The following is a 26,361-nucleotide window of genomic DNA, read 5'->3' as shown; positions in this document are numbered from 1 at the left end:
GAATACAAGGAGTGCGTGTCGGCACAAGCCACCGGTTTTGCGCCGGTATACGGAGGGGAACGTCGTGAGTCGGATCGTGATCATCGGTGGGGGACCGGGCGGCTATGAGGCGGCCCTGGTCGCGGCCCAACTCGACGCGGAAGTCACGCTGGTCGAGGCCGACGGTCCGGGCGGAGCCTGCGTCTTGACCGACTGCGTTCCGTCCAAGACCTTCATCGCCAGCTCCGAGGTCATGACGGGCTACCGGCACAACGACCGGTTCGGCATCCGCTCGGCCGGCCTCGAGGGTGTCTCGGTCGACGCGGTGGCGGTGAACAACCGGGTCAAGAAGCTGGCGCTGGCCCAGTCCGGCGACATCCAGGCCAAGCTGATCAAGGCGGGCGTCGAGGTCATCCACGGGCGGGCGCTGCTCGGCGAGGACACGCTCGGCCACACCCACCAGGTGCTGGTCATGCCGGACGGCGGCGAGATGTACGCGATCGAGGCCTCGACGGTGCTGATCGCGACCGGCGCCACGCCGCGGGTGCTGGCCACGGCCCGGCCCGACGGCGAGCGCATTCTCGACTGGCGGCAGGTCTACGACCTCACCGAGCTGCCCGAGCACCTGATCGTGGTCGGCTCCGGCGTGACCGGCGCCGAGTTCGCGAGCGCCTACCTGGCGATGGGCACCAAGGTCACGCTGGTCTCCAGCCGCGAGCGGGTCATGCCGCACGAGGACGCCGACGCGGCGATGGCGATCGAGCGCGTCTTCCGCGAGCGGGGCATGACGATCCTCAACCAGTCCCGCGCCGAGTCGGTGGTGAACACGGGCGCGGGCGTCCTGGTCACTCTTTCCGATGGCCGTACGGTCGAGGGCTCCCACGCGCTGATGGCGGTCGGCGCCATCCCCAACACCGACAAGCTCGGCCTGCGGGAGTACGGCGTCGACGTCGGGCCCGGTGGCTACCTCGCCGTCGACCGGGTCTCGCGTACCAACGTGCCCGGCGTCTACGGCGCCGGCGACTGCACCGGTGTGCTGCCGCTGGCCAGCGTGGCCGCCATGCAAGGCCGGATCGCGATCTGGCATGCGATGGGCGAGGCGGTGGCGCCGTTGCGGCTGCGCACGGTCTCGGCCAACGTCTTCACCGACCCCGAGCTCGCCACCGTCGGCGTCTCGCAGAACGAGGTCGACTCCGGCCGCACCCCGGCCCGCCAGGTGATGCTGCCGCTGACCGGCAATGCCCGGGCCAAGATGGCCGACCTGCACGACGGCTTCGTAAAGCTGTTCTGCCGGCCGGCCACCGGTCAGATCGTGGGCGGCGTGGTGGTGGCGCCGAAGGCGAGCGAGCTGATCCTGCCCATCACCATGGCGATCGAGAACAACCTGACCGTGGACCAGCTGGCCCACACGATCACTATCTACCCGTCGTTGTCGGGGTCGATCGCGGAAGCTGCCCGTCAGCTGATGCAGCACGAGCTGCAATAACGTCGGCCTCGGCGGCGGTCTCGGCCGCCGCCCGCTCGACGGCCAGCTCGGTCTTGGCCTCTGCTTCGGCCTCTTTGCGGCCGCCGAACAGCGCGAGGATCCAGCCGGCGGTGCCGAAGACGACCGCGGCGGTGGCGGCGATCGCGAAGAGCCGCCAGGCCGACTGCGTGATGGCCGTGCCGCCGACGTGCCCGACCAGGCCGCCGTAGCCCGCCCAGCAGAGCGCGGCGGCCCCGTCGTAGAGCGCGAAGAGCTTCAGCGGGTAGCCCGTGCGACCGGCATGAAAACCGGCGGCCATCCGGCCGCCGGGAACGAACCGGCACAACAGCAGCACCAGGGGTCCCGGCTTGCGCAGCCCCCTGGTGAAGCGGGCCGCGGCCTTGCGGGTCTTGGAAATCTCGCGCGGGGTCGCGTCGTCGTGCTTCGGGGCGCAGCGGGCGCGCAACGAGCCGAGCCAGCCCCGCCCGACCTGCCCGGTGGAGCGACCCAGGAAGTACGCGATCGAGTCGCCCGCCAACATGCCGGCGGCCCCGATGAGGATCACCGGCGCAAGATCAAGGTTGCCGTAGACAGTCAGCGCGCCGGATGTGATCATGATCGCCTGCACCGGCACGACCGGAACCATGGCGTCGATCGTCAGGAATCCGAACAGCGCCAGGTATGCCCACACGGGTGTGGCCATCATGGTCAGCAGTTCGGTCATCGGTTCGGCCACCTCACGGCTTCAGGGCTCGCCACATTGTCGACCGGCTCACCTGAGAAAGTGCTGTGTTACAGCATGCGCCCTGATCAGGGCCGCGGAACGGTGATGCCTGACACGGTATTGTCTCGGTCTCGGCGGCGAACCCCCGCGGACCCGCGCCGGTTATTTCCCCCGATTTCATCCCAGCGCGCACAGCGAGTTTTTCGCTCGCCTCTCGTCGGCGTACCGTGAGATTGCCGGAGACGCCGGGTCCCCCGTTCTCGGTGTGCCGGCCCGGGCCGTCGGTAGGTCCCGTACCGACGGCCCACCCCTTTCGGGCCTACGCTGGGCGCGTGCCTTCGCTGGTAGCGCCCACCGTCGACGTGCACGCGTCGTTCCTGCGGGCCGTCGCCGAGCATCGCGCCGAGGGCCGCGGCCTGCCGTCCGACCGGACCAACCTGGGCCAGCACATCCGCACCTACGGCGAGGCCTGGGACGACGCCGCGGAGTTCGCGCGGTTCGTCGCCTTCCTCGGCGACTGCCGCACGTGGCCGGTGCCGACGACGACCCTGTGGTGGGTCGCGGGCGACGACTATCTGGGCCGCCTGGCCATCCGGCATCGCCTCGGTCCGGGCCGCGTGGGCGAACGAAACGGCCACATCGGTTATGACGTACGCCCGTCGGCGCGCCGCCGCGGGCACGGCAGCGCGATGCTGGCCGCCGCGCTGCCTGTGGCGGCGTCGCTGGGTCTGCCCCAGGTGCTGATCACGTGTGACCGCGACAACATCGCGTCCCGCCGGACGATCGAACGCAACGGCGGTGTCCTCCACGACCGCCTCGACGAGAAGCTCCGTTTCTGGCTTCCCACGGCCTGACGCCGCATCTTGTCAGCGGCTAGTTAAAATGCCGTCCATGCCCTATCACCACGGCGACCTGCGCCGCACCCTCCTGCGCGCCGCGGAGGAAGCGATCGCCGACACCGGCGTGGCCACGCTGAGCATGCGCGACCTGTCCCGCCGGGCAGGCGTCTCGCATGCCGCCCCCACCCACCATTTCGGCGACAAGGCGGGCTTGCTCACCGCCTTGGCGACCGAGGGTTTCGAGCAGCTCGCGAAGGCCCTGGCCACGTCCCGCCTGGCCAGCAACAGCTTCGTCGAGCTGGGCGTCACGTACATCCGCTTCGCCGTGACGAGGAGGCCGATGTTCGAGGTGATGTTCCGCACCGACCTCTACCACCCCGCCGACCCCGACCTGCTGGCCGCGCGGGCGAAGGCGGCCGATGCCCTGTACGCCGCCGTCTCCGACCTGCCCGACGGCTTCCTGGCCCCGCCCTCGCCCCGCGGCGCGGCCCCCGCTTCCGCTCGCGCCACCGCCGCCACCACCACCGCCGCCGGCCGGCCAGCCGGGGCGGCGGACGGCGAGTCGGACGCGCAGCACCCAGCGGATGTCGCCGCCCGGCCCGCGAGACCCGGCACCGCCGAGACCGCGCCGTCCGATGTGCGCACCGCCGGCCTGGCGGCCTGGTCGATGGCGCACGGGTTCGCCACGCTCTGGCTCAGCGGCGCCTTCCCCGACCGAGACCTCGACCCCGCCGAGACGGCCCGGCACCTGTTCTCCGAGCTGAATCGGCACTACGCGCCGTAGAGCCCCGCGCCATGCCCGCGCCGCATTGAGCCATTTCCCGCGCCGCGTTGGGCCATTCCCGCGCCGCGTTGCGCCAGGCCCGCGCCGCGTTGCGCCACGCCCGCGCCACGCCCGCGCCACGCCGCGCACCCTCGCGCCGCGCCCGCCCGCGCCCACGCTGCGCCGCGGTGCGCCACGCCGCGCTGTGCTGGGCGGTGCTGGGGCTGGCCAGCCGCTCTGCGCCGCGACAGGCCTACGCTGTGCGGCCCACACAGGCCGGCCGCACGGCGCTCACGCCGCGCTATCGGCCCGCGATCTCTCCCTCGCGGGCGTCAGTCGATTGCGCAGATCACCGTGCCTGCGGTCACCGTGGCGCCTACCTCGACCGCCAAGCCCGAGACCGTGCCCGATTTGTGGGCCTGCAAGGGCTGCTCCATCTTCATGGCCTCGACCACGACGATGGTGTCGCCCTCCTGCACCTCGTCGCCGTCGGAGACTGCCACCTTGACGATCGTGCCCTGCATGGGGGCGGTCAGTGTGCCCGCGCCGGCGGGACCCGCGGCCGTGGCCGCGCTCGTCGAGCGGCGCGCCGTCGGTCTCGTGGGTGCGGCTGTGCGCGTACCGGTGAATAGGTCTTTGGGAAGGCTCACCTCGAGTCGCCGGCCGCCCACCTCGACCACGACGGTCTCGCGTTCGGCCGGCGTGCCGGAGGCCGCGGCCGCGCCGAACGGCTCCACGCCGCCCGCCCACTCGGTCTCGATCCATCGGGTGTGGACGGTGAACGGCTCGGACGTGAACGCCTCGTCGCGCACCACCGCGCGGTGGAACGGCAGCACGGTCGCGATGCCCTCGACCACGGTCTCGTCGAGCACGCGGCGGGCCCGCTCGAGCGCCTCCTCGCGGGTCGCGGCGATCACGATGATCTTGGCGAGCAGGGAGTCGAAGTTGCCGCCGATCACGCTGCCCGGCTCGACGCCCGCGTCGACCCGCACGCCGGGACCCGAGGGCCAGGTCAGCGACGTGACCGTGCCGGGCGCCGGCAGGAAGCCGCGGCCCGGGTCCTCGCCGTTGATGCGGAACTCGATCGCGTGCCCGCGCGGGACGGGGTCTTCGGTGATGGCCAGCGCGGCGCCGTCGGCGATGCGGAACTGCTCGCGCACGAGATCGAGCCCGGCCGTCTCCTCGCTGACCGGGTGCTCGACCTGGAGTCGCGTGTTGACCTCGAGGAACGAGATGGTGCCGTCCTGCCCGACGAGGTATTCGACGGTGCCGGCGCCGTGGTAGCCGGCCTCGCGGCAGATCGCCTTGGCGCTCGAGTGGATCTGGGCGCGCTGGGCGTCGCTGAGGAACGGCGCCGGCGCCTCCTCGACCAGTTTCTGGTGGCGGCGCTGGAGTGAGCAGTCGCGCGTGCCGACCACCACCACGTTGCCGTGCGTGTCGGCGAGCACCTGCGCCTCGACGTGCCGCGGGCGGTCGAGATAGCGCTCGACGAAGCACTCGCCCCGCCCGAAGGCCGCCACCGCCTCGCGCGTCGCGCTCTCGAACAGCGCCGGGATCTCCTCGATGGTGCGCGCCACCTTGAGCCCCCGGCCGCCGCCGCCGAACGCCGCCTTGATCGCCACCGGCAGGCCGTGCTCCTCGGCGAACGCCACGATCTCGGTCGCGTCGGCCACCGGCTCGGCGGTGCCGGCGACCAGCGGGGCGCCGGCGCGCTGGGCGATGTGCCGGGCGGTCACCTTGTCGCCGAGGTCGCGGATCGCCTGCGGGGTCGGGCCGATCCAGGTGAGCCCGGCGTCGATCACGGCCTGGGCGAACTCGGCGTTCTCGGAGAGGAAGCCGTAGCCCGGATGCACCGCGTCGGCGCCGCTGCGGGCCGCGACGTCGAGCAGCTTGTCGATTCGCAGGTAGCTCTCGGCCGCGGTGTCGCCGCCCAGCGCCCACGCCTCGCCGGCGAGCCGGGCCGGCAGACCGTCGCGGTCGCTGTCGGCGTAGACGGCGACGCTGGCGAGGCCGGCGTCCTGGCAGGCCCGGATGACCCGGACGGCGATCTCGCCTCGGTTGGCGATCAATACCTTGCGCACGGCCTGAGCTTAATGCCAGCGTCCGACAGTTCTACTCTGAAGTAGTGTCCGCTACGCGCATGATGATTCTCGGGCTGGTGCAGTGGATGCAGCCCGTCCACGGCTACGACGTGCGGCGCGAGCTGCTCAGCTGGAACGCGGACAAATGGGCCAACGTGCAACCCGGGTCGATCTACCACGCGCTGCGCAAGCTGAGCGAGGAAAGCCTGCTCCGCGAGGTCGGCACCGAGCAGGTCGGTGGCCGGCCGGCGCGTACGTCGTACGAGATCACCGAGAAGGGCAAGGCCGAATTCCAGTCGCTTCTGCGGGGCAACTGGTGGAGCATTGCTCCCGCGCCCGACCCGTTCATGGCCGCGTTCTCGTTCCTGCCGGCGCTCCCGCGGACGGAGGCGGCGGCCGCCCTGCGCAATCGGGCGACGCAACTGCGGGCCGGCGTGGAGCAGCTGGCGGCGGCGATGGCGGCCGACTGGGCGCACAAGAAGCCGGTCTTCGTGAACTGGATGTGGGAGCTGCAGATCAACCGGGCGGCGGCGGAGATCGCCTGGTGCGAGAGCATCGCGTCGAAGATCGAGGGCGGCGAGCCGTACATGCCCGATGCGCCCGATGCCGGATGGCCATCCGCTCAATAATCAAGTTTGACTAATAAAACTTGAACACCGTACGCTGCCCGCATGATAGAGACTCGCGGGTTGCGCAAGTCGTTCACGTCACGCCAGGGGCGTGAGAAAAAGATCGTCGAGGCCGTACGCGGCGTGGACCTCGACGTTTCCGAAGGTGAGATCTTCGGCTTCCTCGGGCCGAACGGAGCCGGCAAGACCACCACGCTGCGGATGCTCGCCACGCTGATCGAGCCCGACGGGGGCACGGCCACGATCGCGGGCGCCGACCTGCGGTCCGACCCGGCCGAGGTGCGCCGGCGCATCGGATATGTGGCGCAGGGCGGCAGCACCTGGGACGACTCCACCGCGCGTGAGGAGCTCGTGCTTCAGGCGCGCCTCTACGGCGCGAGCAAGGCGTCGGCCCAAGCACGTGCCGCGGCGGTGCTCGAGAGCTTTCAATTGAGCGAGTACGCGGACCGCAAGTGCAAGACGTACTCAGGTGGCCAGCGTCGGCGGGTCGACATCGCGCTCGGCATCATCCACGAGCCCCGGGTCGTCTTCCTCGACGAGCCGACCACCGGCCTCGACCCGCAGAGCCGCGCGCACATGTGGGACGAGGTGCGCCGCCTCCGCGAGGAGGGCATGACGGTCTTCATCACCACGCACTACCTCGACGAGGCCGACGCCCTGTGTGACCGCATCTCCATCATGGACAACGGCGAGATCGTCGCGTCCGGGACACCGTCGGATCTGAAGCGCGAGATCTCCGGCGATGTCGTTCGCGTCGGTCTGCCCGTGCAAGCTGTCGACGCGGCGGCGGCAGCTCTCGCGGACTACAAGATCGAGAAACATGACGACAGCGTGCGGCTCTATGTCGAGGACGGTGCCGTGGCGATCCCGCAGATTTTGCGCGCGCTGGACGCGGCCGACGTGCCACTCGGCACGATCGAGCTGCACCGGCCCAGCCTCGACGACGTCTTCCTGACCAAGACCGGCCGATCCCTGCGGGAGAGCTGAGCCATGAAACTTTTCCGCGACACTTCGCTGATCTTCCAGCGCCAGATGCAACTCCTGCTGCGCAACCCGGTCTGGATCTTCGTCGGCGTCTTTCAACCGGTGATGTACCTGCTGCTGTTCGCCCCGCTGCTGAAGCCCGCTCTCGGGGTGAGTTCAAACGCGCAGGCGTACGAGATATTCGTGCCCGGCCTGTTGGTCCTGCTGGCCATTTTCGGGGGCCTGTTCCAAGGTTTCGGCCTGATCGCCGAGCTCCGCGCCGGCGTGATCGAGCGCTCCCGGGTCACCCCCGTCAGCCGCCTGGCGCTGCTGCTCGGCCGCTCCCTGCGCGACGTCGTGTCCCTGATCGCCCAGGCCGTGATCATCACGCTGCTGGCGCTGCTTTTCGACCTGCGGGTGTTCCTCGGCAACCTGCTGCTGGCCTACCTGATGCTGGCCCTGATCTCGCTGATGACCTCGGCCGTCAGCTACGGGGTGGCGCTGAAGGTGAAGAGCGAGGACGCACTGGCGCCGCTGATGAACACGGTGGCTCAGCCGGTGCTGCTGCTTTCGGGCATTCTGCTGCCATTGACGTACGCGCCCGGGTGGCTCCAGGGAATCGCCGACTGGAACCCGTTCTCGTGGGCCGTCGACGGAACGCGCGCGTTGTTCCGAGGCGATCTCGGATCGTCCGATGTGTGGCAGGGCCTACTGATCATGGCCGTCCTGGCCGCCGCGGCCGTGGGCTGGGCGGCGCGGGAGTTCGCCCGAAGCGTGCGCTGAGCTTGTTTCTACGCCCGCCACAGATCCGTGATCGAGACGCCCATCTCGATGAGGAGCTTGCGCAGCAGCGGAAGTGACAACCCGATGACGTTGCCCGGGTCGCCCTCGATGCGCTCGACGAACGCCCCACCGCGCCCGTCGAGCGTGAACGACCCGGCAACGTTGAGGGGTTCGTCGGTGGCCACATAGGCCGCGATCTCCGCGTCGGTCACATCGGCGAAGTGCACCACGGTCGTGCCCACGGCCTCGGCCTGCTTGCCACTGACCAGCCCCGTGAGGTGATGCCCCGTGTGCAGCACGCCGGACCGCCCACGCATCATCGCCCACCGCTTAGCGGCCTCGGCGGCGTCGGCCGGCTTGCCGAAGATCTCCCCTTCGAACGCCAGCACCGAGTCACACCCGAGCACCAGAATCCCCGGATCGGCCGGCAGATCGGCCGCCACAGTCCGCGCTTTCATCCGCGCAAGGGCGAGGCAGAGCTCGAACGCGTCCTCGGCCTCGACGGTCGACTCGTCCACCCCGCTGACCATCACCTCAGCGTCAATGCCGGCCGCCGTCAGCAGCCCCCGCCGAGCCGGACTAGCCGAGGCAAGCACCAACCGGTACGCGATGTCGTTTCCCACCTCTAGGAGGCTACAGACCCCACCCGCCGCAAAGGGCCACAGAAGCGCGCGTTTCGACCAGCTTTTCCCAAGTCAGAACCCCCGGCGCCGCCGAACGACAAGAAAGGCGACGGCGCCGCCGGCGATAAGAAGCCCGGCCAAAACCCCAAAAACGAGGGGGAGCGCGCTGGAGGAAGACGAGTTTTCCTCAGCTTGAGGCGCCTGGGCGGCGGTGGTAGCGCCGGGATCGATGTACCCGGGGGGCACGCTGCCGGCGGCGGCGCCTGAGGCAGTTTGAGTGGGAGCGCCGGTGGGCTTTCCTAGCGGCGGCACGTCAGCAGTCAATGCCCTGACCACGTTCAGGACTCCGAACCCGCACTGATCGTCCTGCCCGGCAGGCCCAATGTCGTCTGCGGTGGCCGTAAGGCGATGGATGACCTCAGGCCCCGTAAGATCAGGAAATTTTGCTCGGACCAAGGCTGCGGCACCGGAAACTATTGCTGTAGAGAGAGAAGTTCCGTCCGCATCGGCATACCGGTCTTTAGGCTCTGCCGTAGTAATATCTACGCCTGGAGCGCAGATTTGAACTTTTTTGTCAACGACCGACAAGGATGCGTGTTTCCCGCTCCGATCGGTCGCCCCTACTACGAGAACGCCTTCAACCGCGGCAGGGTATCCGATTATGGCCTGCTTGCTAACGTTACCAGCACCAGAGACTACGACTACATCAGATTTGATCGCGGAACTCACGGCATCAACAAGTTCGGTTGCTGGCCCAGTCTCGGCGGAGACGTTGATGACCTTGGCTCCGTGGCTGGCAGCCCATTGGACGCCGGTCGCCAAAGCCTCGGTAGACATGTTGTTGGCGTCGTTGCCGATCTTTATCGGCAGGATCTTCGACGCAGGTGCGACGCCTAGGACGCCGTCATTACTATTCTTTCCGTGGGCCGCGATAAGCGCTGCCATGTTCGTTCCATGGCCGTCTTGATCCTGGCGTCCGTCACCCTTGCCGCCTGGTATGAGATTGATGCCCGCGAGAAGATTCCGTCGAATATCGGGGTGTGGATAAACGCCGGTATCGATCACAGCGACAGTTACGCCGGCGCCCCTGCTAATGGCTTGTGCCTGAGGAATCTTTAGGCTCTTCAGATACCATTGATCATTGCGAAAGCTGTCGGCATTCGCGGGATCAGCTTGAAGCACAATAGCGGCCGCAAGGATGAAACCCCCTGCGGCCGCAGCTGCTCGGGAAAGCATTGTTTAGCCGAGTCCAATCGCAGGTCCTGGGTCAATGCGCTGTTCTCGGGCCGGCAGGACCACGGGGTCCACGCCCTCAGCGGTTTCCCACGGGTTATCGGGATCCCAATGCGCACTGCCGGTTTCGTCGTGGCGGCCGGATCGACGGCTTCCGCCCTGCCCATACATGCTGGTTGCCATCGGGTGTTCAGTCGCGGACATCGCGCCTACGCCGACTCCGCGGCGTGATCCGAGAGCGCCTTCGCCCTCGCCGATGACTCCGCCAACGGGGTTGACGCGCCGCGTGCCAGCTCGACCAGTGCCTGGCGCGCCGAGCCCTGCTCGCCCAGCGCCGGGCTGCCCGATTCCGATGGCAGGCGTGCCGCCAATTACGCCGCCAGGCGCAATTGCTCGCATTCCTCCCTCCGGTATGCGACTTCCCGGTCGAAGGAGGTTTTCACGCGGCGTTCCGATTCCGCGGCCGACCCCGGGCGCGCCTGGCGCCAAGGACGAAGTTCTCCCTGGTAGAAGACCGGTGCTCGGCGGAAGGAGGCCGGGGTTGGAAATCGTGCCGCCTCCGCCGCCCGGCAGGGCTGGAGTGAGCGGATTCATGCCGGTAGTCGGCGGAGACAAGATTGGCTGGGCCGTCCCACCAAGGACGAGACCAGGCTGGGTGCCGCCGCTGGGCGGCGTGACAGGTGCAGGCAAGGTTGTGTGCGTCGACGTCGGGAACGCCGTGGCGTGGGAGGAGTTCGTGGAACTCGAGGTGGAGCTGTCATTAGCGAAGCTAGGCGTAATGGGCGGGATAAGCGGTGCGGTGTAAGTATTGCCATCGCTTATCGACTTGTCATCCTCGATGCCATCTGTCTTGCCGTAAGGGATTGGCCTGACGATTCGAGACTGGGCCTGGGCTAAGTCGGAGCTCACGCCGCTGAGTAGAGTCACTGCTTGGAGTCGAAGCGCCTCCTGGCGGCCAGGGGCGACCGGCGGCTCCTCGCCACTTGGGCTCGGGCTTGGCTGGGGATCGGGACTGCTTTGCTGCTGCTGCAACTTGGTGTTGTAGGTGTTCAGCGCAGTCTCGTTGTTCTTGTACTCCTGGTAAATCTTGTCCATCTGGACCTGGGCCTGGTAGATCGACCCGGTAACTGAGGAGATGGCATCGTGGTTTGCCAGGGATGCTTCGTATGTGTCGGAAAGGTTTTTGATCAAGTCGTCAAGGCGGGCGATGTAGGCCGCCGCAGCCGAGCTCTTTTCGGGGGGCCATGCCGCGGCAAGATTGTCGCGGTAGCCCTGTACCTGGAATCGGTGCTCGCTGAGTAGTTCGGCCGACTTCGTCCATCCGTCGACCAAGTTCCACTGCGCGTCAGTGTTCGGATTCTGGATGAGCGACTGCATCTTGTCGATGGTCATCGACTCCCACGGGGTGCCGCCGCCACCGCCGGCTGCTTCCAGCATCAGGCCACTCCCTCGTCGGACCGCTCAGGCGGGATGCCCACCTTGTCGAACGCCTTGTCTACGTCCCTCACCTTCGCGTGCGAGAAGGCGTCCGAGCCGCGGTATTCCTTGCTGATGTCCGTGGCTGCCGTCGCGAAGCCTTGAGTCTTGTTCGCGTAGTTATAGACGTTTTGGTGCGCGACATCTTGGGCCTCGTTGTGGACGAACAGGAACGTCAACAACTCGATGAACTCGCTAGGCGGATCGGGCAACTTCGTCGACATCGCGTCTGTCACGGTGGTCAGGTGCGGGGCGTAGTTGTCCTTCACGTTGGCGGACAACTTGGCGGCGAAGTGCTCCATCGCCTCGATGTCGGCCTCGATCTGGCTGAAGTCCGTGTAGCCGTAGTCGCGCAGCCATGATGGGCCGCGGTCCTCATCTGGGATCATCGCTCGCCTCCCCCGACGGAACTAATGTGACGCCGGACAACCGCCAACGCATCCGTGAGCGTAGTCGCTCCCCGCCAACCCCGCGGCACCCTGTGGACAGCCGGAAACTATCGATGAGCGGTGATCTATCGGGGCAGTGTCGACTGGCGCCAGGTGGTGGGGCGCATCGATGACCTTGCCGATGTTGTCCAGGATGATGGGGCTCGTCGGGGGGAAATTGCATTCAACGAGGTGGATCGGGCCGCGAGCACGGCGGCCAGCGCGGCCAGCTCAAGATCGGTGGGGGCGCCTCGGACTACCCTGACCAGCGGTTCCTCATCCATCGACCGAGCGTACGACGTCGTGGGGGATGTCCGGTGACACGCGTCCCACACTCGGCTGATCGATTCGCTGTCCCTGGACATGACCGGGTATTTTCTGCGTGATGTCTTCTTCTCCCCCAGCCGTTGTCGCTGACCGTTACCGGCTTGTCGCGCCGCTCGGTCAGGGCGGGATGGGTCGCGTCTGGCGTGCGACCGATGTCGTGCTGCACCGTGACGTGGCCATCAAGGAGCTGGTTCCGCCGCCCGGTCTGACTCCGGGTGAGCGGCAGGAGATGCGCGAGCGGTCACTGCGCGAGGCGCGGGCGATCGCCCGGCTCAACAACGTCAACGTGGTACGTGTCTTCGACGTGCTCCGGACCGATGCCGACCCGTGGATCGTCATGGAGTACGTGGCGTCCCGCTCGCTGCAGGACACGCTCGCCGCCGACGGGCCGTTCCATCCGGTCCGCGCCGCCGAGATCGGCCTCGGTGTGCTGGGCGCGCTGCGGGCCGCGCACCGCGCCGGCGTCGTGCACCGCGACGTCAAGCCGGGCAACGTGCTGCTCGGCGCCGACGGCCGGGTCGTGCTGACCGACTTCGGCCTGGCGACCGTCCCCGGCGACCCGAACGTGACTCGCACCGGCCTCGTGCTCGGCTCCCCGGCCTACATCGCTCCCGAGCGGGCGCGCGACGGCACGGCCGGTCCCGCCGCCGACCTCTGGTCGCTCGGCGCCACCCTCTACGCCGCGGTCGAGGGCACGTCGCCGTTCGCCCGCCCGTCGGCGATCGCCACGCTCGCGGCGCTGGCCACCGAAAACCCGCCGCCCGCACGCAACGCCGGCCCGCTCAAGCCGGTGCTCAACGGCCTGCTGCGCAAGGACCCGACGCACCGGATCAACGCGGAGGAGGCCGAGCGCCTGCTCAACCGCGCGGCCGGCCGCCGTACGAAACTCGCCTTCCCGATGAGTCCGACCATGCGCCGTCCGGGTGTGGGCCGTGACCGCGTGGGTGGCCTGATGGCTCCGACCGGTTCGACCCCGGTGGTGCCCGGTCCGAGGCCTCCCGTGGCGCCTGCCCGGCCGGTCGATCCGCCGGGTCGGCCGTCTGTGTCGGGGGGACGCCCGGCGGCCGGCGAGGGCCGGCCGCCGGTCTATGTGCCGGGTAAGGCCCAGGTGGGGCGTCCGCCGGCCGATCGGCCCACGCGCGTCGACGGACCCAAGGCCGAACCCCCGCGCCTCGATGCCACGCGGGTGGACACGCCTGCGGTCCGAGATGACAAACCACGATTTGGTACGCGCGAAGCGGCCCCGATCACGCCCGGTCAGCCGCCGGCGACCCGTCAAACGCCGCCGCCCGCCGCCCGCCAGGCACCGCCCGCCGCGCCGCGGGCCGCCGGTCAAGCGCCGCCGCCCGCTGCCCGCCAAACCTCGCCGGCCGCTGGTCAAGCGCCGCCGCCCGCTGCCCGCCAAACCTCGCCGGCCGCTGGTCAAGCGCCGCCGCCCGCCGCCCGCCAGACGCCGCAGGCCGCGCGCCAAGCCTCGCCGCCGCCCACCACGCCGCCGGCCGTGACCAGCCGTGGCGCCGGTGGCTTCACCGCCGCCGACGTGGCCGCCAACCGCCGCGGCCAGGCGGCCCCCGAGCACGAGCAGTCCCTGGCCGACGCGACCGCCCTGGTCAACCGCATCGACGCCGCGCCCGCGGACGCCACCACGGTCGTCGGCCCGGTCGACGCCACGACGAAGGTCGGCCCGCTGGTGGTCCCGTCCGCCGACGCGACCACGATCGTGCCCCCGCCGAAGAAGCAGACGCCGAAGAAGCTCTCCGCAAAGCAGAAGGCCAAGGCGGCCGCACTGGCCGAGGCGAAGCCGGAGCCCAAGGCCGAGGAGAAGGTCGAGGCCGAGACCCCGGTCGAGCCGGAGCAGCAGCCCGACGGCGCCCCCGAGGCCGTGGTCGACACCGAGGCGGAGAAACCGGAAACGGCCGAGCCGGAGACGGCCGAGGGCGAGAAGACCGAGCCCGAGGCGGCCGAGCCCGAGACGGCCGAGCCCGAGACGATCGAGCCCGAGACGGCCGAGCCCGAGACGGTCGAGGCCGAGGCGACCGAGGCCGAGGCAGCGGAGGCCGAGGCAGCGGAGCCGGAGACGGCCGACGCCGAGGCGACCGCGCCCGAGACGATCGAGCCGGTTGACGACGCCGACGAGGCCGACGAGAGGGAAGCCGGGAAACCGACCGCCCCTCAGCAGGACAAGGACGACGACGAGGCGATCGAGCCCGTCTCCCCGGTCCCGCCGATCAACCGCTCCACCCGCCCGGCCTGGCGCCCGATGGACGTGCCCCGCACCTCCCGCGGCGGCGTCACCATCTTCGGCACCCGGCTGACCTATCCCCAGGCGGGCATCGGCGCCGGCATCCTGCTGCTCGTCCTGATCCTGGTGATCACGCTGGGCGTCAAGGCCTTCGGCAAGGACGACAACCCGGGCGCCACGCCGACGACCGCACCCACCGCGGCCGGCGCCGGCAACGGCAAGCCGTCCGCCACCGGCAGCACGGCCCAGCAGCCCGCCGGCGGCGGAACCAAGACCACCACCCCCTCGAGCGCCGCCCCGCCGGCGTCCAGCGCCCCGGCCGGCCTCACGCTGCCCGCCGGCTGGCGCATCTACACCCAGAAGGCCTCCGGCAGCGCACCCGGCTACACGATCCCGATCCCGAACGGCGCGAAGATCTCCGGCGGCAGCGGCTCCTCGCTCGAGTTCCGCTGGAACAACCGCCTGCTGATCGTCGACCGGTCCGGCTCGCCGCAGGCCGACGCCTACCAGGACTGGAAGACCCAGGAGGCGTCCCGTCGTGGCGGCTACCGCAACTACGGGTACATCCGGCTGGACCGCGTCACCTACCGCGACTTCGACTCCGCCGCCGACTGGGAGTTCACGTACACCACGAACAGCGGCAACCCGCAGCACGCGGTGAAGCGCAACATCCGGGTCGACGACAGCCGGGCGTACTCGCTCAGCTGGTACGTGTCGCCCGAGGACTGGAACGGCTCGCAGAGCGATCTTCGGCTGCTCTACCAGGGCTTCCAGCCGAAATAAGAAGCCGATGTGCGTGAAGCCGGATGAATGGGTAATTCATTCGGCATCACGGATGGAGGTGCAGTCCCATGAACTGCCGACGGCACGGCAGTAAGCCGACGATCGCGCTCTGGATGCTGGTCGCGCTCGCCGACCTGGCGATCCTGGTCGCCGCCACCAGCGCGCTCACCGTTTCCCTCGTGCTGGCCGGCCTCGTCGTGCTGGCCGGCGGCGTCTTCGCCACCCGCACGATCCTGCGCCGGACCGATCCCACGCCCGTCGTGGCCCGCGCGACGCAGACGGTGGCCCGTCGGCGGGCATAGCGCGATCGGCTACAGTCCCCCGGGTGATCGACGGTGTGACTGATCTCTGGGACAAGCTGCTCGGCGCTCAGCCGGACCCGCCCGGCCTTCTCGTGCTGCTCACCGCCCTGGCCGCCCTGCTGGCGGTGTCGTTCCGCCCGGTGTGGCGGATCGCCCGCAACGCGGTGACCATCGCGCACGAGGGCGGCCACGCCCTGATGGCGCTGCTCACCGGGCGCCGGCTCCGCGGCATCCGCCTGGAGTTCGACACGTCGGGCCTGACGCTCTCGTCCGGCCGCCCGACCGGGCCGGGGATGATGCTCACGCTGCTCGGCGGCTACATCGCGCCATCCCTGATCGGCGTGCTCGGCGCCTGGCTACTCGGCGGCAACCGCATCACGCTGCTGCTCTGGCTGGCCGTGGTCCTGCTGCTGCTCATGCTGATCAACGTGCGGAACCTGTTCGGCGTCGTCTCGCTGCTGATCACGGGCGCGATCGTCTTCATCGTCTCCTGGTATGCCTCGCCCCAGGTGCAAGCGGCATTCGCGTACGTCGGCGTCTGGTTCCTGCTCTTCGGTGGTGTCCGTCCCGTCTTCGAGCTCCAGAGCCTGCGCAGCCGCGGCCGGATGCCCGAGTCGGACGCCGACCAGCTCGCCCACATCACGCACGTCCCGGCGCTGTTCTGGGTCGGCGTCTTCCTGATCGTCGACCTGGCCGCCCTCGTGGTCGGCGGGTTCCTGCTGGCCGGCCAATGGCTGCCGAGCTGAGACAGCGCTAAAGAGGAATGTTGCCGTGCTTCTTCGGCGGCAGCGTCTCCCGTTTTGTCCGTAGCGTCCGCAGTCCCCGCGTGACCTGCGCGCGCGTCGCCGAGGGCCGGATGACCGCGTCCACGTAACCGCGCTCGGCCGCGATGTAGGGGTTGGCCAGCGCGTCCTCGTATTCCTGGATGAGCTCGGCCCGCCGCTCGGGAGTGTCGATCTCGCCGCGGTAGAGAATGTTGACGGCGCCCTGCGCGCCCATCACCGCGATCTGGGCGGTGGGCCAGGCGAAGTTGAGATCCGCGCCGAGGTGCTTGGACCCCATCACGTCGTACGCACCGCCGTACGCCTTCCTGGTGATGACGGTGACCTTCGGAACGGTCGCCTCGGCGTACGCGTAAATGAGTTTGGCCCCGCGCCGGATGATGCCGTCCCATTCCTGTGACGTGCCCGGCAGGAAGCCCGGCACATCGACGAACGTCACCACCGGAACGTTGAAGGCGTCGCACGTGCGCACGAATCGGGCCGCCTTCTCGCTCGCCGCGATGTCGAGCGTGCCGGCGAAATGCATGGGCTGGTTGGCCACCACGCCGACGGGCCGTCCTTCGACGCGGCCGAAGCCGACGACGATGTTCTGCGCGTAGAGCGGCTGGACCTCGAGGAAATCGTCGACCACGGTCTCGACGACCTTCTTGATGTCGTACGGCTGATTCGCCGAATCCGGGATGAGCGAGTCGAGCGCCAGATCGGCCTCGCTCGCCTCCAGCGCGGCCAGCTCCTCGTAGACGACCGGCTCATCGAGATTGTTCGACGGCAGGAACGAGAGCAATGCCCGTACGTAATCGATGGCGTCATCCTCGTCGGAGGCGAGGTAATGCGCGTTGCCCGACCGTGAGTTGTGCGTCCGCGCTCCGCCCAGCTCCTCGAAGCCGACTTCCTCGCCGGTGACGGTTTTGATGACGTCGGGGCCGGTGATGAACATGTGCGAGGTCTGGTCGACCATGACGGTGAAGTCGGTGATCGCGGGGGAGTAGACGGCGCCGCCCGCGCAGGGGCCCATGATCAGTGAGATCTGCGGGATGACGCCGCTGGCGCGCACGTTGCGGAAGAAGATGTCGGCGTAGAGGCCGAGCGCGACGACGCCTTCCTGGATGCGGGCGCCGCCGGAGTCGTTGATGCCGATGATCGGGCAGCCGATCTTCATGGCGAGGTCGAGGACCTTGACGATCTTCTCGCCGAAGACCTCGCCGAGGGAGCCGCCGAAGACGGTGAAGTCCTGGGAGAAGACGCAGACCTGGCGGCCGTCGATGGTGCCGTAGCCGGTGACGACGCCGTCCCCGTACGGGCGGTTCCGGTCGAGGCCGAAGTTGGTGGTGCGGTGCCGGGCCAGTTCGTCGAGCTCGACGAACGAGCCCTCGTCGAGCAGCAGGTCGATCCGTTCGCGGGCGGTCTTCTTGCCGCGGGCGTGCTGCTTCTCGACCGCGCGGGCCGAGCCGGCGTGCACGGCCTCGTCGGTGCGGCGCTCGAGATCGGCGAGCTTCCCGGCGGTGGTGTGGATGTCGGCCTGGGCCGAGTCCTGCTGCGTCGTCACGGTGAACCTCGCGGTCGTGAGCGTTCGTGAACGGTCGTAAAGGAGCCTCGCTCGTGATCGTAATGCGGCGGGAAGCGGGCGTCGCTACGGGTGCGTTTCGCACCCAATGCCCTATTCGTTACTCTGGACGTGACGAACTGGATGACCGCGGCCGGGCTCGCCCTCATCGCAGGGGGCCTCGCCACATTGATCAGCTTCCGGGCGATCCTGTTCGGGGGCGGAAGTCGCGGTTCGCGCCGGCGACAGGCGCGGGCGATCGAGGCGCCGCGGCGGCGGCCGGCGCTGACGTCGGGGCGTCGGGAAAAGCCGGAAAAGCCGGAAAAGCGGGAAAAGCCGCGGCGTTCGCGGCGTTCGGCGGAGGAAGCGCCGAGCCAGGCGATCCGGGCCGAAGCGATGGTCGAAGCGATGGTCGAAGCGATGGCCGAAGAGCCGGCCGAAGCGATGGCCGAGGGAATGGCCGAACACCCGATTCCGGCGGTCGTGCCCGAAATGTCCCGCCGAGCGCGGCGAGGCCGGCGACGTGCGCTGGTCGCGGCCTCCGAGGCGCAGCCGGTGCGCGCCCGGTCCGATGAGGACGATCGCGGCGGCCTGGCCTCGATCGGCCTCGCCGACGAGGACGAGGGTGAGGGCGAGGGCGGGGGCGATCTCCCGTCCGAGACCGCAATGCCGGAAACACCGGAAGAGCCGGAGAGGGAGGCCGACGAGGCGGAATCCGCCCCGAGGGCCGAGCGCTTCGGCGACCGGGTCGAGGGCTGGATCCGCCCCGAGTATCACGACCAGTCCGACGAGCCCGAGCCCGGCGAATACTGGACCCCGATCCCGGTCGACCTGGCCGGCGACGCCGAGCCGTCGGCCAAGGGCTACGGCTGGCCCCGCCCGGTCGAGCGCCTCCCCGCGGTGCCCGACTACGAGCCCGCCACCGGCTTCGACCTCGTCCCGATCTCCGAGCCGACCGAGGTCGTCCCGGCCTGGCCGCGCAACGACGACCGGCCCGGCCGCATCCGCCTGCCGCGTTCCTGGTCGACCCGCAACGACAAGAACGACAAGAAGGAGGAGCCGCGCCGGCGGCCCCGCCCGCGGCCCCGCCCCGAGGAGCCCGACCGCAGCACCACCGTCTACGTGAGCCGGCACGCGGCCGATCCGCCGCCGCACTAGGCTCGGTTGATGCACGCCTCGCCGTACAGCGATCTCGAGCGCCCGCCCCTGTCGGTGCGCGGCCTCGAGCGAGCGCTGGTCACGCCCGACTCGCTGTGGACCCGGATCGAGGTGCGCGCGGCGACCGGCTCCACCAACGCCGACGTCGCCGCCGCGGCCGCCGCCGGCGCGCCCGAGGGCCTGGTGGTGGTGGCCGAGGAGCAGACCGCGGGCCGGGGCCGCCGCGACCGGCAGTGGACGTCGCCGCCCCGGGCCGGTCTCACACTGAGCATGCTGCTGCGCCCGGGTGTGCCCAATCCGGAACGGGACTGGCCCGCGGCGCCCGCGAAGGCGTACTCCTGGTTGCCGCTTTTGGCCGGGGTTGCCCTGCTCGAGGCCGTGCGCCGGGTCGCCGAGGTCGAGGCCGTCCTCAAGTGGCCGAACGATCTGCTGGTCAAGGACGGCAAATGCGCCGGCATCCTGGCCGAGATGACCGGCGACGCCGTGGTGGTCGGGATCGGACTGAACGTTTCGACCCGCGCCGAGGAGCTGCCCGAGACCACCGGGATGCCCGCGACCTCGCTGCGACTGGCCGGCGCCGCGAGCACCGACCGCGATCCGCTGCTGCGCGCCCTGCTGCGCGGGGTCTCCAGCTGGTACGGCGGGTGGCGCGAGGCGGGCGGCGACGCCGAGCTGTCGGGCCTGCTCGGGGCGTATCGGCGAGGGTGCGCGACGATCGGCCGGCCGGTGCGGGCGCTGCTGCCGGGCGGTGGCGAGGTGAGCGGCCGGGCCACGGCGGTCGACGTCGATGGCCGGCTGGTGATCCGTACGGCTGATGACGCCGACATTCGCGTCTCGGCGGGTGACGTGCTGCACGTACGCTGAGCGCGTGGCGTTCCCGGACGAGATTCTCACCGACGAGGAGGAGGTCGTCTTCCATCTGCATCCGCACTGGAAGACGGCGATCCGCCCGGCCCTGGTCACCCTGCTGGCCCTGGCCACGCTGATTCTGGCCTGGGTGATGCTGCCGCAGAACAGCGGCGGGTTCCTCGCGTTCGGCGCGGTCGCCCTCATCATGGGCTATTACGGCATCCGGTACGGGTTGGCGCCGCTCGTCGTCTGGCGCTGCACCCACTACGTGGTGACCGACGAGCGGATCCTGCTGCAGGACGGCGTGTTCGCCCGGGAGCGGCGCGATCTGCCGCTCAACCGGATCAACGATCACCTGCTCAGCCAGTCCCTGCTGGACCGTCTCTTCGGCACCGGCACGCTGACCGTCGACTCGATCGGCGAGCAGTCCGCGGTCATGCCGGCGCTGCCGCACGCGCACCATTTCCAGACCGCTCTCTACGAGCTGATCGAGCGCGCGCCCGCCGATGAGGAAGAACCCGCCGATGAGGAAGAAGAAGAGGAAGAGGAAGTAGCGCCGCCGCCGCGAGCTAGTGCGTGGCGTCGAGCTCGGCCGCAGCGCTGAGCTCGGCCGCAGCGCTGAGCTCGGCCGCAGCGCTGAGCTCGGCCGCAGCGCTGAGCTCGGCCGCAGCGCTGAGCTCGGCTTCGGCGCTGAGCTCGGCGAAACCGGCCGCCGCGTCCAGCTCGGCGAGCTCGGCCTCGTGCCCGTCCACCGGCGGCTTCAGGAAGACGAAGGTGCGGTAGGCCCAGAACCGGAAAATGGTCGCGATCACGATGCCGACCAGCGTCACGCCCATGAAGGCGAGCTCGTCGTGCTCCTCGGTGAGGCCGAACCCGTACTTGCCGAGCGCCACCAGCCCGGACTGGATCACCATGCCGACCAGGTTGAACCCGAAGAACAGCGTGTACTCCCGGCGCAGGGCCGTGCGCGTGTGGTTCCGGTAGGTCCAGTACCGGTTCGCGAAGTACGCCAGCGTGGTGGTCACGACCGTCGCGATGACGCTGGCCTTGACCGCGCCGATCGGCAGGGCGGCCCAGGTGATCGCCATGTAGAGGAGCGTGTTACCGGCGCCGATGACACCGAACGCGATCGCCTCGGGCGCGAGACGGCGCAGTCGATCCGACAGCGAGCTGGCTGAGGGCATGGGAAAACCTAACGGGAGGGAATGGCGGTCACGCCGAGTCACGTACGGGGGATGGCGAGGCCACGTTAGCCGCGGGACGCCCGGGTTGCTGCCCCGAGGTGACCTGACCGGGGGGTGGTGTGTCGCGGAACACGAAGCGGCGGTAGGACCAGAACCGGAACAGCGTGCCGACCGCGGTGCCGACGAGCTGGCCCGACACGTTGTCGGCGAGCGGGGTCCGCAGGGCCGGCCAGATCTGCCCGAGCCCGTAGTGGCTGATCGCCAGGCAGGCCAGGCCGATGCCGAGGCCGATCGCGTTCAGCACGAAGAACATCGTGTACTGCCGGGCCATGTTCGCGTGGGACCGGTGCCGCCAGGTCCAGAACCGGTTGCCGGCGAAGGCGACGGTCGTGGCGATCACAGTGGAGATCGTCTTCGCGAACAGCGTCTCGACGCCGTTCTGGAGGAGCACGTTGAAGATGGCGAGGTCGATCGCGAACGAGATCGCGCCGACGGTGCCGAACTTGCCGAGCTCGCGAATCAGCGCCCGAAGCTTGACGCGCAGGCGGGATGGCTGCGTCGGCGAGGTATCGGGCACGTCCCGAGAGTACCGGCGGTCGTCACGGTCCGCTGTTTGCGCGTTTTTTCGTTGGCGAGTCTTAACCGGTTGATCGTGCCGGGTGACGCTGCCGGTACGGTCGGTGACCCACCCCGTCGATCTCGCTGACCTCGGCGAACCGTGCCCGGCATTCGCCGCACCAGGCCAGGTGGGCGCGCATCCGGGTGGCGTCCCGCGGCGCGAGCCGGCCCCGCAGGTGCCCGCCGAGCCGGTCGCCGGCCCAGCGGCACTCCGGGTGCTCGGCCACCGCCACGTGCTGTTGCAGATACAGACTGCGCAGGCCCTCGCGCGCACGATGGGCGAGGACGGCCACCGCGTTCGGCGTCATCCCGAGCATGCCGGCCACCTCGGCCGGGGAGTTGCCCTCGACCGCGGTCTGCCAGAGGACGTCTCGCCATCGCTCGGGCAGCTGGCGGAACGCGGCGGCGGCGTACGACCGCTCGAGCCGGTCCAGCGCCGGGTCCGTGAACGGCTCGCCCTCGTCGTACCGGGTCAGGTCGTCGGTGAACTCGAGGCGCGAGTCGCGCCGGGCCCGGTGATAGCAGACGTGCCGCATGGTCGTGTGCAGATAGGCGCGGAAGGCGACCAGCGGGCCGCGCCCGGCGCGCAGGGACGCGAACACCTTGGCGAAGGTCTCGGCGACCAGGTCGTCGGCGTCGGCCGGGTCGCGGCTGAGCCCGTACGCGAGGTGTCGTGCCGCCGCCCGGTGCCGCTCGTAGAGCGTGCCGTAGGCGGCGGTGTCGCCGCCCCGGACCGCCGTCAGCAAGTCGGTGTCCGAGTCCGGCGTGTCTGCCGGGATCGTCATTCCTGCCTCCGGAAGGGGGACTAGGCGGAAAGACCAGATATCGGCAGTTTAAGGGGTTACGTCCGATTTGTGGAAGTGGGCCGAACGGCCATCGTTTTCGCGATGTTGCGCGAAACTGCGCTGTTCACCGAAGGATCGATCGTCTGCAAGCAAAGCTTCCGAGGATTGTGCGGTCTTCCACAGGAATTGCCGATGAACCTCACGTGACGCGGCCTTAGGCTCATGTGACTCCCATGACCGCAGAGGTCATTGGTCAGTGCCGACCGAAGGAGATCACCTTGCTTCAGCCCCCGACGTCGCACCCGCGCCTGCTGGCCTGGGTCGACGAGGTAGCAGCCCTGACCACGCCCGACCGGATCGTCTGGTGCGACGGATCGGAGTCCGAGTGGACCGGCATCACCGATGCCCTGGTCGACTCCGGCGCCCTGGTCCGGCTCGATCCGGCCAAGAAGCCCAACTCGTTCTGGGCCCGCACCGACCCCGGTGACGTCGCCCGTGTCGAGGAGCGCACCTTCATCTGCTCGGTCGACGAGGCCGACGCCGGTCCCACCAACAACTGGATGGCGCCGGCCGAGATGAAGGCGACGATGACGGAGCTCTACCGGGGCTGCATGCGCGGGCGGACGATGTACGTCGTCCCGTTCTGCATGGGCCCGCTCGACGCGCCGCAGCCGATGTTCGGCGTCGAGCTCACCGACAGCCCGTACGTGGTGGCCAGCATGCGGATCATGACCCGGATGGGGGCCGGGGTCCTGACCGCACTCGAGGAGGCCGACGCCGATTTCGTGCCGGCGCTGCACTCGGTCGGTGCGCCGCTCTCGGAGGGCGAGGAAGACGTCGCCTGGCCGTGCAACGAGACGAAGTACATCTCGCACTTCCCGGAGACGCGGGAGATCTGGTCCTTCGGCTCCGGCTACGGCGGCAACTCGCTGCTCGGCAAGAAGTGCTACGCGCTGCGCATCGCCAGCGTGGCCGCCCGCGACGAGGGCTGGCTCGCCGAGCACATGCTGATCATGAAGCTGACCTCGCCCGAGGGTCAGGTCCGCTACATCGCCGGCGCGTTCCCGTCGGCCTGCGGCAAGACCAACCTCGCCATGCTCGAGCCGACGCTGCCGGGCTGGAAGGTGGAGACGGTCGGCGACGACATCGCCTGGATGCGCTTCGGCTCGGACGGGCGGCTGTGGGCCACGAACCCCGAGTTCGGCCTCTTCGGTGTCGCGCCCGGCACCGACTTCCACACCAACCCGAACGCGATGCGCACGCTGGCCCGGGGCAACTCGGTCTTCACCAACGTCGCGCTCACCGACGACGGCGACATCTGGTGGGAGGGCATGGGCACGCCCCCGGCGCACCTCACCGACTGGAAGAACCACGACTGGACGCCGGGGTCGGAAAGTCCCTCGAGCCACCCCAACAGCCGCTTCTGTACGCCGATCGAGCAATGCCCGATCCTGGCCGACGAGTATCACGACCCGCGCGGTGTCCCGATCGACGCGATCCTCTTCGGCGGCCGCCGCAAGACCACGGTCCCGCTGGTCGCCGAGGCCCGCGACTGGGTGCACGGCGTCTACCTCGGCGCCACGCTTTCGTCCGAGACGACTGCCGCCGCCGTCGGTCAGGTCGGCGTGGTCCGCCGCGACCCGATGGCGATGCTGCCGTTCATCGGCTACCACGCCGGCGACTACTTCCAGCACTGGATCGACATGGCCAAGGGCGCGTCCGGCGACGCCGCGAAGCTGCCCAAAATCTTCTACGTGAACTGGTTCCGGCGCGGCGATGACGGCCGCTTCCTGTGGCCCGGGTTCGGCGAGAACAGCCGCGTGCTCAAGTGGATCGTCGAGCGCCTCGACGGCCACGGCGAGGCGGTGGAGACCGCGATCGGTCACGTGCCGACCCCGACCGGGCTCGACCTGACCGGGCTCGACCTCCCGGCGGACGACGTCGTGGCCGCGCTGGCCGTCGACCGCGACGAGTGGCTGGCCGAGATTCCTCAGGTCACCGAGTGGTTCACCAAGTTCGGTGACAAGCTTCCCGCCGTCCTGTGGGCCGAGCTCGACGCCCTCCGAGCCCGGCTCGCCGACTGATCTGCTTTCCTCGTCGCTTTTTGTCCGCCTCGGGTCGTCGTCGGGTCGTCGTCGGGTCGTCCTCGGTCGTCCTCGGTCGTCCTCGGTCGTCCTCGGGGCGGACAAAGAGTATTAACCGCCCGGCCGACGCCGTCCCGCGCGCTGAGGGCTAGGGTTTGGGGCGATGAGTGTGCGGTCCCTGATCTATTCGTTCTACGAGCGGCGGCTGGCCGGAAAGCTGGCCGGCAAGCCCGTGCCCCAGCATGTCGGCGTCATGTGCGACGGAAATCGGCGCTGGGCCAAGGAAATGGGCTTCGTCGACCCCAACGACGGCCACCGCGTCGGTGCTGCCCGCATCAAGGAGCTCCTCACCTGGTGCGACCAGGCGGGCATCAAGCACGTGACGCTCTACCTGCTCGCCACCGACAACCTGCGGCGCCCGGCCGTCGAGCTCGACCCGCTCGTGAAGATCATCGAAGATCTCGCCACCGAGCTGGCCGAGGACGGCAACCCGTGGCGGCTGCGCATGGTCGGCGCGCTCGACATCCTGCCGGCGCCCACCGCCGCAACGCTGAAGGCGGCCCAGGAGAAGACCCGCGACCGCACGATCGGCGTCGAGGTCAACATGGCCGTCGGCTACGGCGGCCGCCGCGAGATCGCCGACGCCGTGCGCTCGCTCATGCAGGAGCACGCCTCCCGCGGCGGCACGCTGGAGGAACTGGCCGAGGTCCTCGACGTCGAGCACATCGCCGAGCACCTCTACACGCGCGGCCAGCCCGACCCCGACCTGGTCATCCGCACGAGCGGCGAGCAGCGGCTGTCGGGCTTCCTGCTCTGGCAGTCGGCCCACTCGGAGTTCTACTTCCACGACGCCAACTGGCCCGACTTCCGCCGCATCGACTTCCTGCGAGCCCTACGCTCATACGCCAACCGCCAGCGCCGCTTCGGCGCCTAGCGACCGGCACGGCCTCTTCCCCTCCCGGTAGCGCGCGGCCTCTTTTCCCCATCCCGGTTGGCGGATTCTGGGGTCGTTGCAACATGGCTGGTCAGCTGGCTTGTGCGAGGAGGGTGGTGAAGCGTTCGGCGGGGTGTCCCAGTTGAGGGTTTTGCGGGGTCGGCCGTTGAGTTGCACGGCCACGGCGTCTAGGTGGTCGCGGTCGTGCACGGTCAGGTCGGTGGATTTCGGGAAGTACTGGCGTAGCAGGCCGTTGGTGTTTTTCGTTGGAGCCGCGTTGCCAGGGTGAGTGTGGGTCGCGGAAGTAGACGGTCATGTCGGTGGCCAGGGTGAATTGGTGGTGCAGGTGCATTTCGCTGCCTGGTCCCAGGTCAGTGACCGGCGCAACTGCTGCGGCAGCCCGCGGATGGTGTCGATCAGGGCGTCTCGGACGTGCGCAGCGCGGCGGCACCTCGCGGCGCAGTTCGCCGCGGCCTTGCAGGTAAAGGGCTTGGTAGATGGTTTCGGGTGTCATCGAAAGCTCCGGCCGGTCGGGATACTCGCGGCGTACGCGTGCCCCGATCTGTTCCGGACTCCACCGCAGGTCCAACCCGTCCTGCACAGCGTCACGTAGTTCAGGGTCGGTGGTGAGCTTGCGGGGTTTCGGGCGTAGGGGGGGGGGGCGGGCCCCCCCCCCCCCCCCCCCCCCCCCCCACCCCCCCCCCGCCCCCCCCTCCCCCCCCCCCCCCCACCCCAACCGTAAATGTCCCCACCCACACCCCACGACGCACGCCCGACCCACCCT

General features: G+C 69.5%; 24 protein-coding genes and 2 pseudogenes. 14 read left to right on the top strand and 12 right to left on the bottom strand.

What is annotated here, in order from left to right; translation table 11 throughout:
- Positions 1–64: 64 nt before the first annotated feature.
- On the top strand, positions 65–1,465 hold the full coding sequence (locus ACZ6TB_RS28135; protein WP_465558694.1) for an NAD(P)H-quinone dehydrogenase: 1,401 nt from the start codon (positions 65–67) through the stop codon (positions 1,463–1,465).
- Here ACZ6TB_RS28135 and ACZ6TB_RS28130 read toward each other — a convergent pair.
- Complete coding sequence (locus ACZ6TB_RS28130) at positions 1,395–2,168, bottom strand: DedA family protein (protein ID WP_465558692.1); 774 nt, start codon at positions 2,166–2,168, stop codon at positions 1,395–1,397. The two genes, ACZ6TB_RS28135 and ACZ6TB_RS28130, sit on opposite strands and share 71 nt — an antisense overlap.
- Positions 2,169–2,500: 332 nt before the next feature.
- On the opposite strand from ACZ6TB_RS28130, the gene ACZ6TB_RS28125 reads away from it, so the two are divergent.
- Positions 2,501–3,022: a GNAT family N-acetyltransferase gene (locus ACZ6TB_RS28125; protein ID WP_465558690.1), complete on the top strand. Its 522-nt coding sequence runs from the start codon at positions 2,501–2,503 to the stop codon at positions 3,020–3,022.
- Between the two features lie 28 nt (positions 3,023–3,050).
- Complete coding sequence (locus ACZ6TB_RS28120; RefSeq protein ID WP_465558688.1) at positions 3,051–3,791, top strand: TetR/AcrR family transcriptional regulator; 741 nt, start codon at positions 3,051–3,053, stop codon at positions 3,789–3,791.
- A 311-nt stretch (positions 3,792–4,102) separates the two neighbouring features.
- Here the strand turns inward: ACZ6TB_RS28120 and ACZ6TB_RS28115 are convergent, their stop codons facing one another.
- Positions 4,103–5,851, bottom strand: coding sequence for an acetyl/propionyl/methylcrotonyl-CoA carboxylase subunit alpha (locus tag ACZ6TB_RS28115; protein WP_465558686.1), 1,749 nt, complete (start codon positions 5,849–5,851; stop codon positions 4,103–4,105).
- Positions 5,852–5,895: 44 nt separating this feature from the next.
- On the opposite strand from ACZ6TB_RS28115, the gene ACZ6TB_RS28110 reads away from it, so the two are divergent.
- The 3 genes from ACZ6TB_RS28110 to ACZ6TB_RS28100 are packed head-to-tail and all read left to right on the top strand — an operon-like array spanning position 5,896 to position 8,226.
- Positions 5,896–6,480 carry a PadR family transcriptional regulator gene (locus ACZ6TB_RS28110; protein ID WP_465558684.1) on the top strand — a complete coding sequence of 195 codons (585 nt, stop codon included), beginning with the start codon at positions 5,896–5,898 and terminating at the stop codon, positions 6,478–6,480.
- Between the two features lie 42 nt (positions 6,481–6,522).
- Entirely contained in the window at positions 6,523–7,467 is a 945-nt protein-coding gene (locus tag ACZ6TB_RS28105) for an ATP-binding cassette domain-containing protein (RefSeq protein ID WP_465558682.1), read from the top strand.
- Positions 7,468–7,470: 3 nt separating this feature from the next.
- On the top strand, positions 7,471–8,226 hold the full coding sequence (locus tag ACZ6TB_RS28100) for an ABC transporter permease (protein ID WP_465558681.1): 756 nt from the start codon (positions 7,471–7,473) through the stop codon (positions 8,224–8,226).
- A gap of 8 nt (positions 8,227–8,234) precedes the next feature.
- On the opposite strand, the gene ACZ6TB_RS28095 is transcribed toward ACZ6TB_RS28100, so the two are convergent.
- The 5 genes from ACZ6TB_RS28095 to ACZ6TB_RS28075 form a co-directional block, all read right to left on the bottom strand.
- Positions 8,235–8,849 (bottom strand): Maf family protein, encoded by a 615-nt coding sequence (locus ACZ6TB_RS28095; RefSeq protein WP_465558679.1) that lies wholly within the window; start codon positions 8,847–8,849, stop codon positions 8,235–8,237.
- A 72-nt stretch (positions 8,850–8,921) separates the two neighbouring features.
- Complete coding sequence (locus tag ACZ6TB_RS28090) at positions 8,922–10,031, bottom strand: S8 family serine peptidase (protein WP_465558677.1); 1,110 nt, start codon at positions 10,029–10,031, stop codon at positions 8,922–8,924.
- Positions 10,032–10,088: 57 nt separating this feature from the next.
- On the bottom strand, positions 10,089–11,519 hold the full coding sequence (locus ACZ6TB_RS28085; RefSeq protein ID WP_465558675.1) for a hypothetical protein: 1,431 nt from the start codon (positions 11,517–11,519) through the stop codon (positions 10,089–10,091).
- Positions 11,519–11,947 carry a hypothetical protein gene (locus tag ACZ6TB_RS28080; protein ID WP_465558674.1) on the bottom strand — a complete coding sequence of 143 codons (429 nt, stop codon included), beginning with the start codon at positions 11,945–11,947 and terminating at the stop codon, positions 11,519–11,521. The genes ACZ6TB_RS28085 and ACZ6TB_RS28080 overlap by 1 nt, the downstream gene beginning before the upstream one ends.
- A 125-nt stretch (positions 11,948–12,072) precedes the next feature.
- On the bottom strand, positions 12,073–12,270 hold the full coding sequence (locus tag ACZ6TB_RS28075) for an acyl-CoA carboxylase epsilon subunit (protein WP_465558672.1): 198 nt from the start codon (positions 12,268–12,270) through the stop codon (positions 12,073–12,075).
- A gap of 101 nt (positions 12,271–12,371) precedes the next feature.
- On the opposite strand from ACZ6TB_RS28075, the pseudogene ACZ6TB_RS28070 reads away from it, so the two are divergent.
- The 3 genes and pseudogenes from ACZ6TB_RS28070 to ACZ6TB_RS28060 form a co-directional block, all read left to right on the top strand.
- Positions 12,372–13,634: pseudogene (locus ACZ6TB_RS28070) on the top strand (serine/threonine-protein kinase); the annotation flags it as partial.
- Positions 13,635–15,406: 1,772 nt separating this feature from the next.
- Complete coding sequence (locus tag ACZ6TB_RS28065) at positions 15,407–15,640, top strand: hypothetical protein (RefSeq protein ID WP_465558670.1); 234 nt, start codon at positions 15,407–15,409, stop codon at positions 15,638–15,640.
- Positions 15,641–15,663: 23 nt separating this feature from the next.
- Positions 15,664–16,386: a M50 family metallopeptidase gene (locus tag ACZ6TB_RS28060; RefSeq protein WP_465558668.1), complete on the top strand. Its 723-nt coding sequence runs from the start codon at positions 15,664–15,666 to the stop codon at positions 16,384–16,386.
- A gap of 7 nt (positions 16,387–16,393) precedes the next feature.
- Here the strand turns inward: ACZ6TB_RS28060 and ACZ6TB_RS28055 are convergent, their stop codons facing one another.
- Positions 16,394–17,968, bottom strand: coding sequence for an acyl-CoA carboxylase subunit beta (locus tag ACZ6TB_RS28055; protein WP_465558666.1), 1,575 nt, complete (start codon positions 17,966–17,968; stop codon positions 16,394–16,396).
- Between the two features lie 405 nt (positions 17,969–18,373).
- Between ACZ6TB_RS28055 and ACZ6TB_RS28050 the strand changes: the two genes are divergently transcribed.
- Genes ACZ6TB_RS28050 through ACZ6TB_RS28040 form a run of 3 tightly spaced genes read left to right on the top strand, consistent with a single transcriptional unit; the run spans position 18,374 to position 20,576 of the window.
- On the top strand, positions 18,374–19,123 hold the full coding sequence (locus ACZ6TB_RS28050) for a hypothetical protein (protein WP_465558664.1): 750 nt from the start codon (positions 18,374–18,376) through the stop codon (positions 19,121–19,123).
- Positions 19,124–19,132: 9 nt separating this feature from the next.
- Positions 19,133–19,987, top strand: coding sequence for a biotin--[acetyl-CoA-carboxylase] ligase (locus tag ACZ6TB_RS28045; RefSeq protein ID WP_465558662.1), 855 nt, complete (start codon positions 19,133–19,135; stop codon positions 19,985–19,987).
- A 4-nt stretch (positions 19,988–19,991) separates the two neighbouring features.
- Positions 19,992–20,576, top strand: coding sequence for a PH domain-containing protein (locus tag ACZ6TB_RS28040; RefSeq protein ID WP_465558660.1), 585 nt, complete (start codon positions 19,992–19,994; stop codon positions 20,574–20,576).
- Here the strand turns inward: ACZ6TB_RS28040 and ACZ6TB_RS28035 are convergent.
- From ACZ6TB_RS28035 to ACZ6TB_RS28025, 3 genes are all read right to left on the bottom strand, one after another.
- Positions 20,542–21,156 (bottom strand): GtrA family protein, encoded by a 615-nt coding sequence (locus ACZ6TB_RS28035; protein ID WP_465558658.1) that lies wholly within the window; start codon positions 21,154–21,156, stop codon positions 20,542–20,544. The two genes, ACZ6TB_RS28040 and ACZ6TB_RS28035, sit on opposite strands and share 35 nt — an antisense overlap.
- A 28-nt stretch (positions 21,157–21,184) precedes the next feature.
- Positions 21,185–21,733: a GtrA family protein gene (locus ACZ6TB_RS28030; protein ID WP_465558656.1), complete on the bottom strand. Its 549-nt coding sequence runs from the start codon at positions 21,731–21,733 to the stop codon at positions 21,185–21,187.
- A gap of 61 nt (positions 21,734–21,794) precedes the next feature.
- A complete protein-coding gene (locus ACZ6TB_RS28025) occupies positions 21,795–22,559 on the bottom strand; it encodes a sigma-70 family RNA polymerase sigma factor (protein ID WP_465558654.1) in 765 nt (254 codons plus the stop codon).
- A gap of 233 nt (positions 22,560–22,792) precedes the next feature.
- Between ACZ6TB_RS28025 and ACZ6TB_RS28020 the strand changes: the two genes are divergently transcribed.
- Both ACZ6TB_RS28020 and ACZ6TB_RS28015 read left to right on the top strand, forming a co-directional pair.
- Positions 22,793–24,643 carry a phosphoenolpyruvate carboxykinase (GTP) gene (locus ACZ6TB_RS28020; RefSeq protein ID WP_465558652.1) on the top strand — a complete coding sequence of 617 codons (1,851 nt, stop codon included), beginning with the start codon at positions 22,793–22,795 and terminating at the stop codon, positions 24,641–24,643.
- Between the two features lie 163 nt (positions 24,644–24,806).
- Complete coding sequence (locus ACZ6TB_RS28015; RefSeq protein ID WP_465558650.1) at positions 24,807–25,577, top strand: isoprenyl transferase; 771 nt, start codon at positions 24,807–24,809, stop codon at positions 25,575–25,577.
- A 129-nt stretch (positions 25,578–25,706) separates the two neighbouring features.
- Here the strand turns inward: ACZ6TB_RS28015 and ACZ6TB_RS28010 are convergent.
- A pseudogene (locus tag ACZ6TB_RS28010) lies at positions 25,707–26,009 on the bottom strand (IS30 family transposase); the annotation flags it as partial.
- Positions 26,010–26,361: the final 352 nt, after the last annotated feature.

Source organism: Actinoplanes sp. NPDC051537, assembly GCF_055586105.1.
Note: the sequence above shows the minus strand (reverse complement) of the source record. Positions and strands in the feature narration are given on the sequence as shown.

Excerpts from the sequence above, each read along its gene's own strand:
- ACZ6TB_RS28130 (WP_465558692.1), bottom strand. The coding sequence starts at position 2,168 with ATGACCGAACTGCTGACCATGATGGCCACACCCGTGTGGGCATACCTG.
- ACZ6TB_RS28120 (WP_465558688.1), top strand. The coding sequence starts at position 3,051 with ATGCCGTCCATGCCCTATCACCACGGCGACCTGCGCCGCACCCTCCTG.
- ACZ6TB_RS28105 (WP_465558682.1), top strand. The coding sequence starts at position 6,523 with ATGATAGAGACTCGCGGGTTGCGCAAGTCGTTCACGTCACGCCAGGGG.
- ACZ6TB_RS28100 (WP_465558681.1), top strand. The coding sequence starts at position 7,471 with ATGAAACTTTTCCGCGACACTTCGCTGATCTTCCAGCGCCAGATGCAA.
- ACZ6TB_RS28085 (WP_465558675.1), bottom strand. The coding sequence starts at position 11,519 with ATGCTGGAAGCAGCCGGCGGTGGCGGCGGCACCCCGTGGGAGTCGATG.
- ACZ6TB_RS28080 (WP_465558674.1), bottom strand. The coding sequence starts at position 11,947 with ATGATCCCAGATGAGGACCGCGGCCCATCATGGCTGCGCGACTACGGC.
- ACZ6TB_RS28075 (WP_465558672.1), bottom strand. The coding sequence starts at position 12,270 with ATGGATGAGGAACCGCTGGTCAGGGTAGTCCGAGGCGCCCCCACCGAT.
- ACZ6TB_RS28065 (WP_465558670.1), top strand. The coding sequence starts at position 15,407 with ATGAACTGCCGACGGCACGGCAGTAAGCCGACGATCGCGCTCTGGATG.
- ACZ6TB_RS28050 (WP_465558664.1), top strand. The coding sequence starts at position 18,374 with ATGGTCGAAGCGATGGCCGAAGAGCCGGCCGAAGCGATGGCCGAGGGA.
- ACZ6TB_RS28045 (WP_465558662.1), top strand. The coding sequence starts at position 19,133 with ATGCACGCCTCGCCGTACAGCGATCTCGAGCGCCCGCCCCTGTCGGTG.
- ACZ6TB_RS28035 (WP_465558658.1), bottom strand. The coding sequence starts at position 21,156 with ATGCCCTCAGCCAGCTCGCTGTCGGATCGACTGCGCCGTCTCGCGCCC.
- ACZ6TB_RS28025 (WP_465558654.1), bottom strand. The coding sequence starts at position 22,559 with ATGACGATCCCGGCAGACACGCCGGACTCGGACACCGACTTGCTGACG.
- ACZ6TB_RS28020 (WP_465558652.1), top strand. The coding sequence starts at position 22,793 with ATGACCGCAGAGGTCATTGGTCAGTGCCGACCGAAGGAGATCACCTTG.
- ACZ6TB_RS28015 (WP_465558650.1), top strand. The coding sequence starts at position 24,807 with ATGAGTGTGCGGTCCCTGATCTATTCGTTCTACGAGCGGCGGCTGGCC.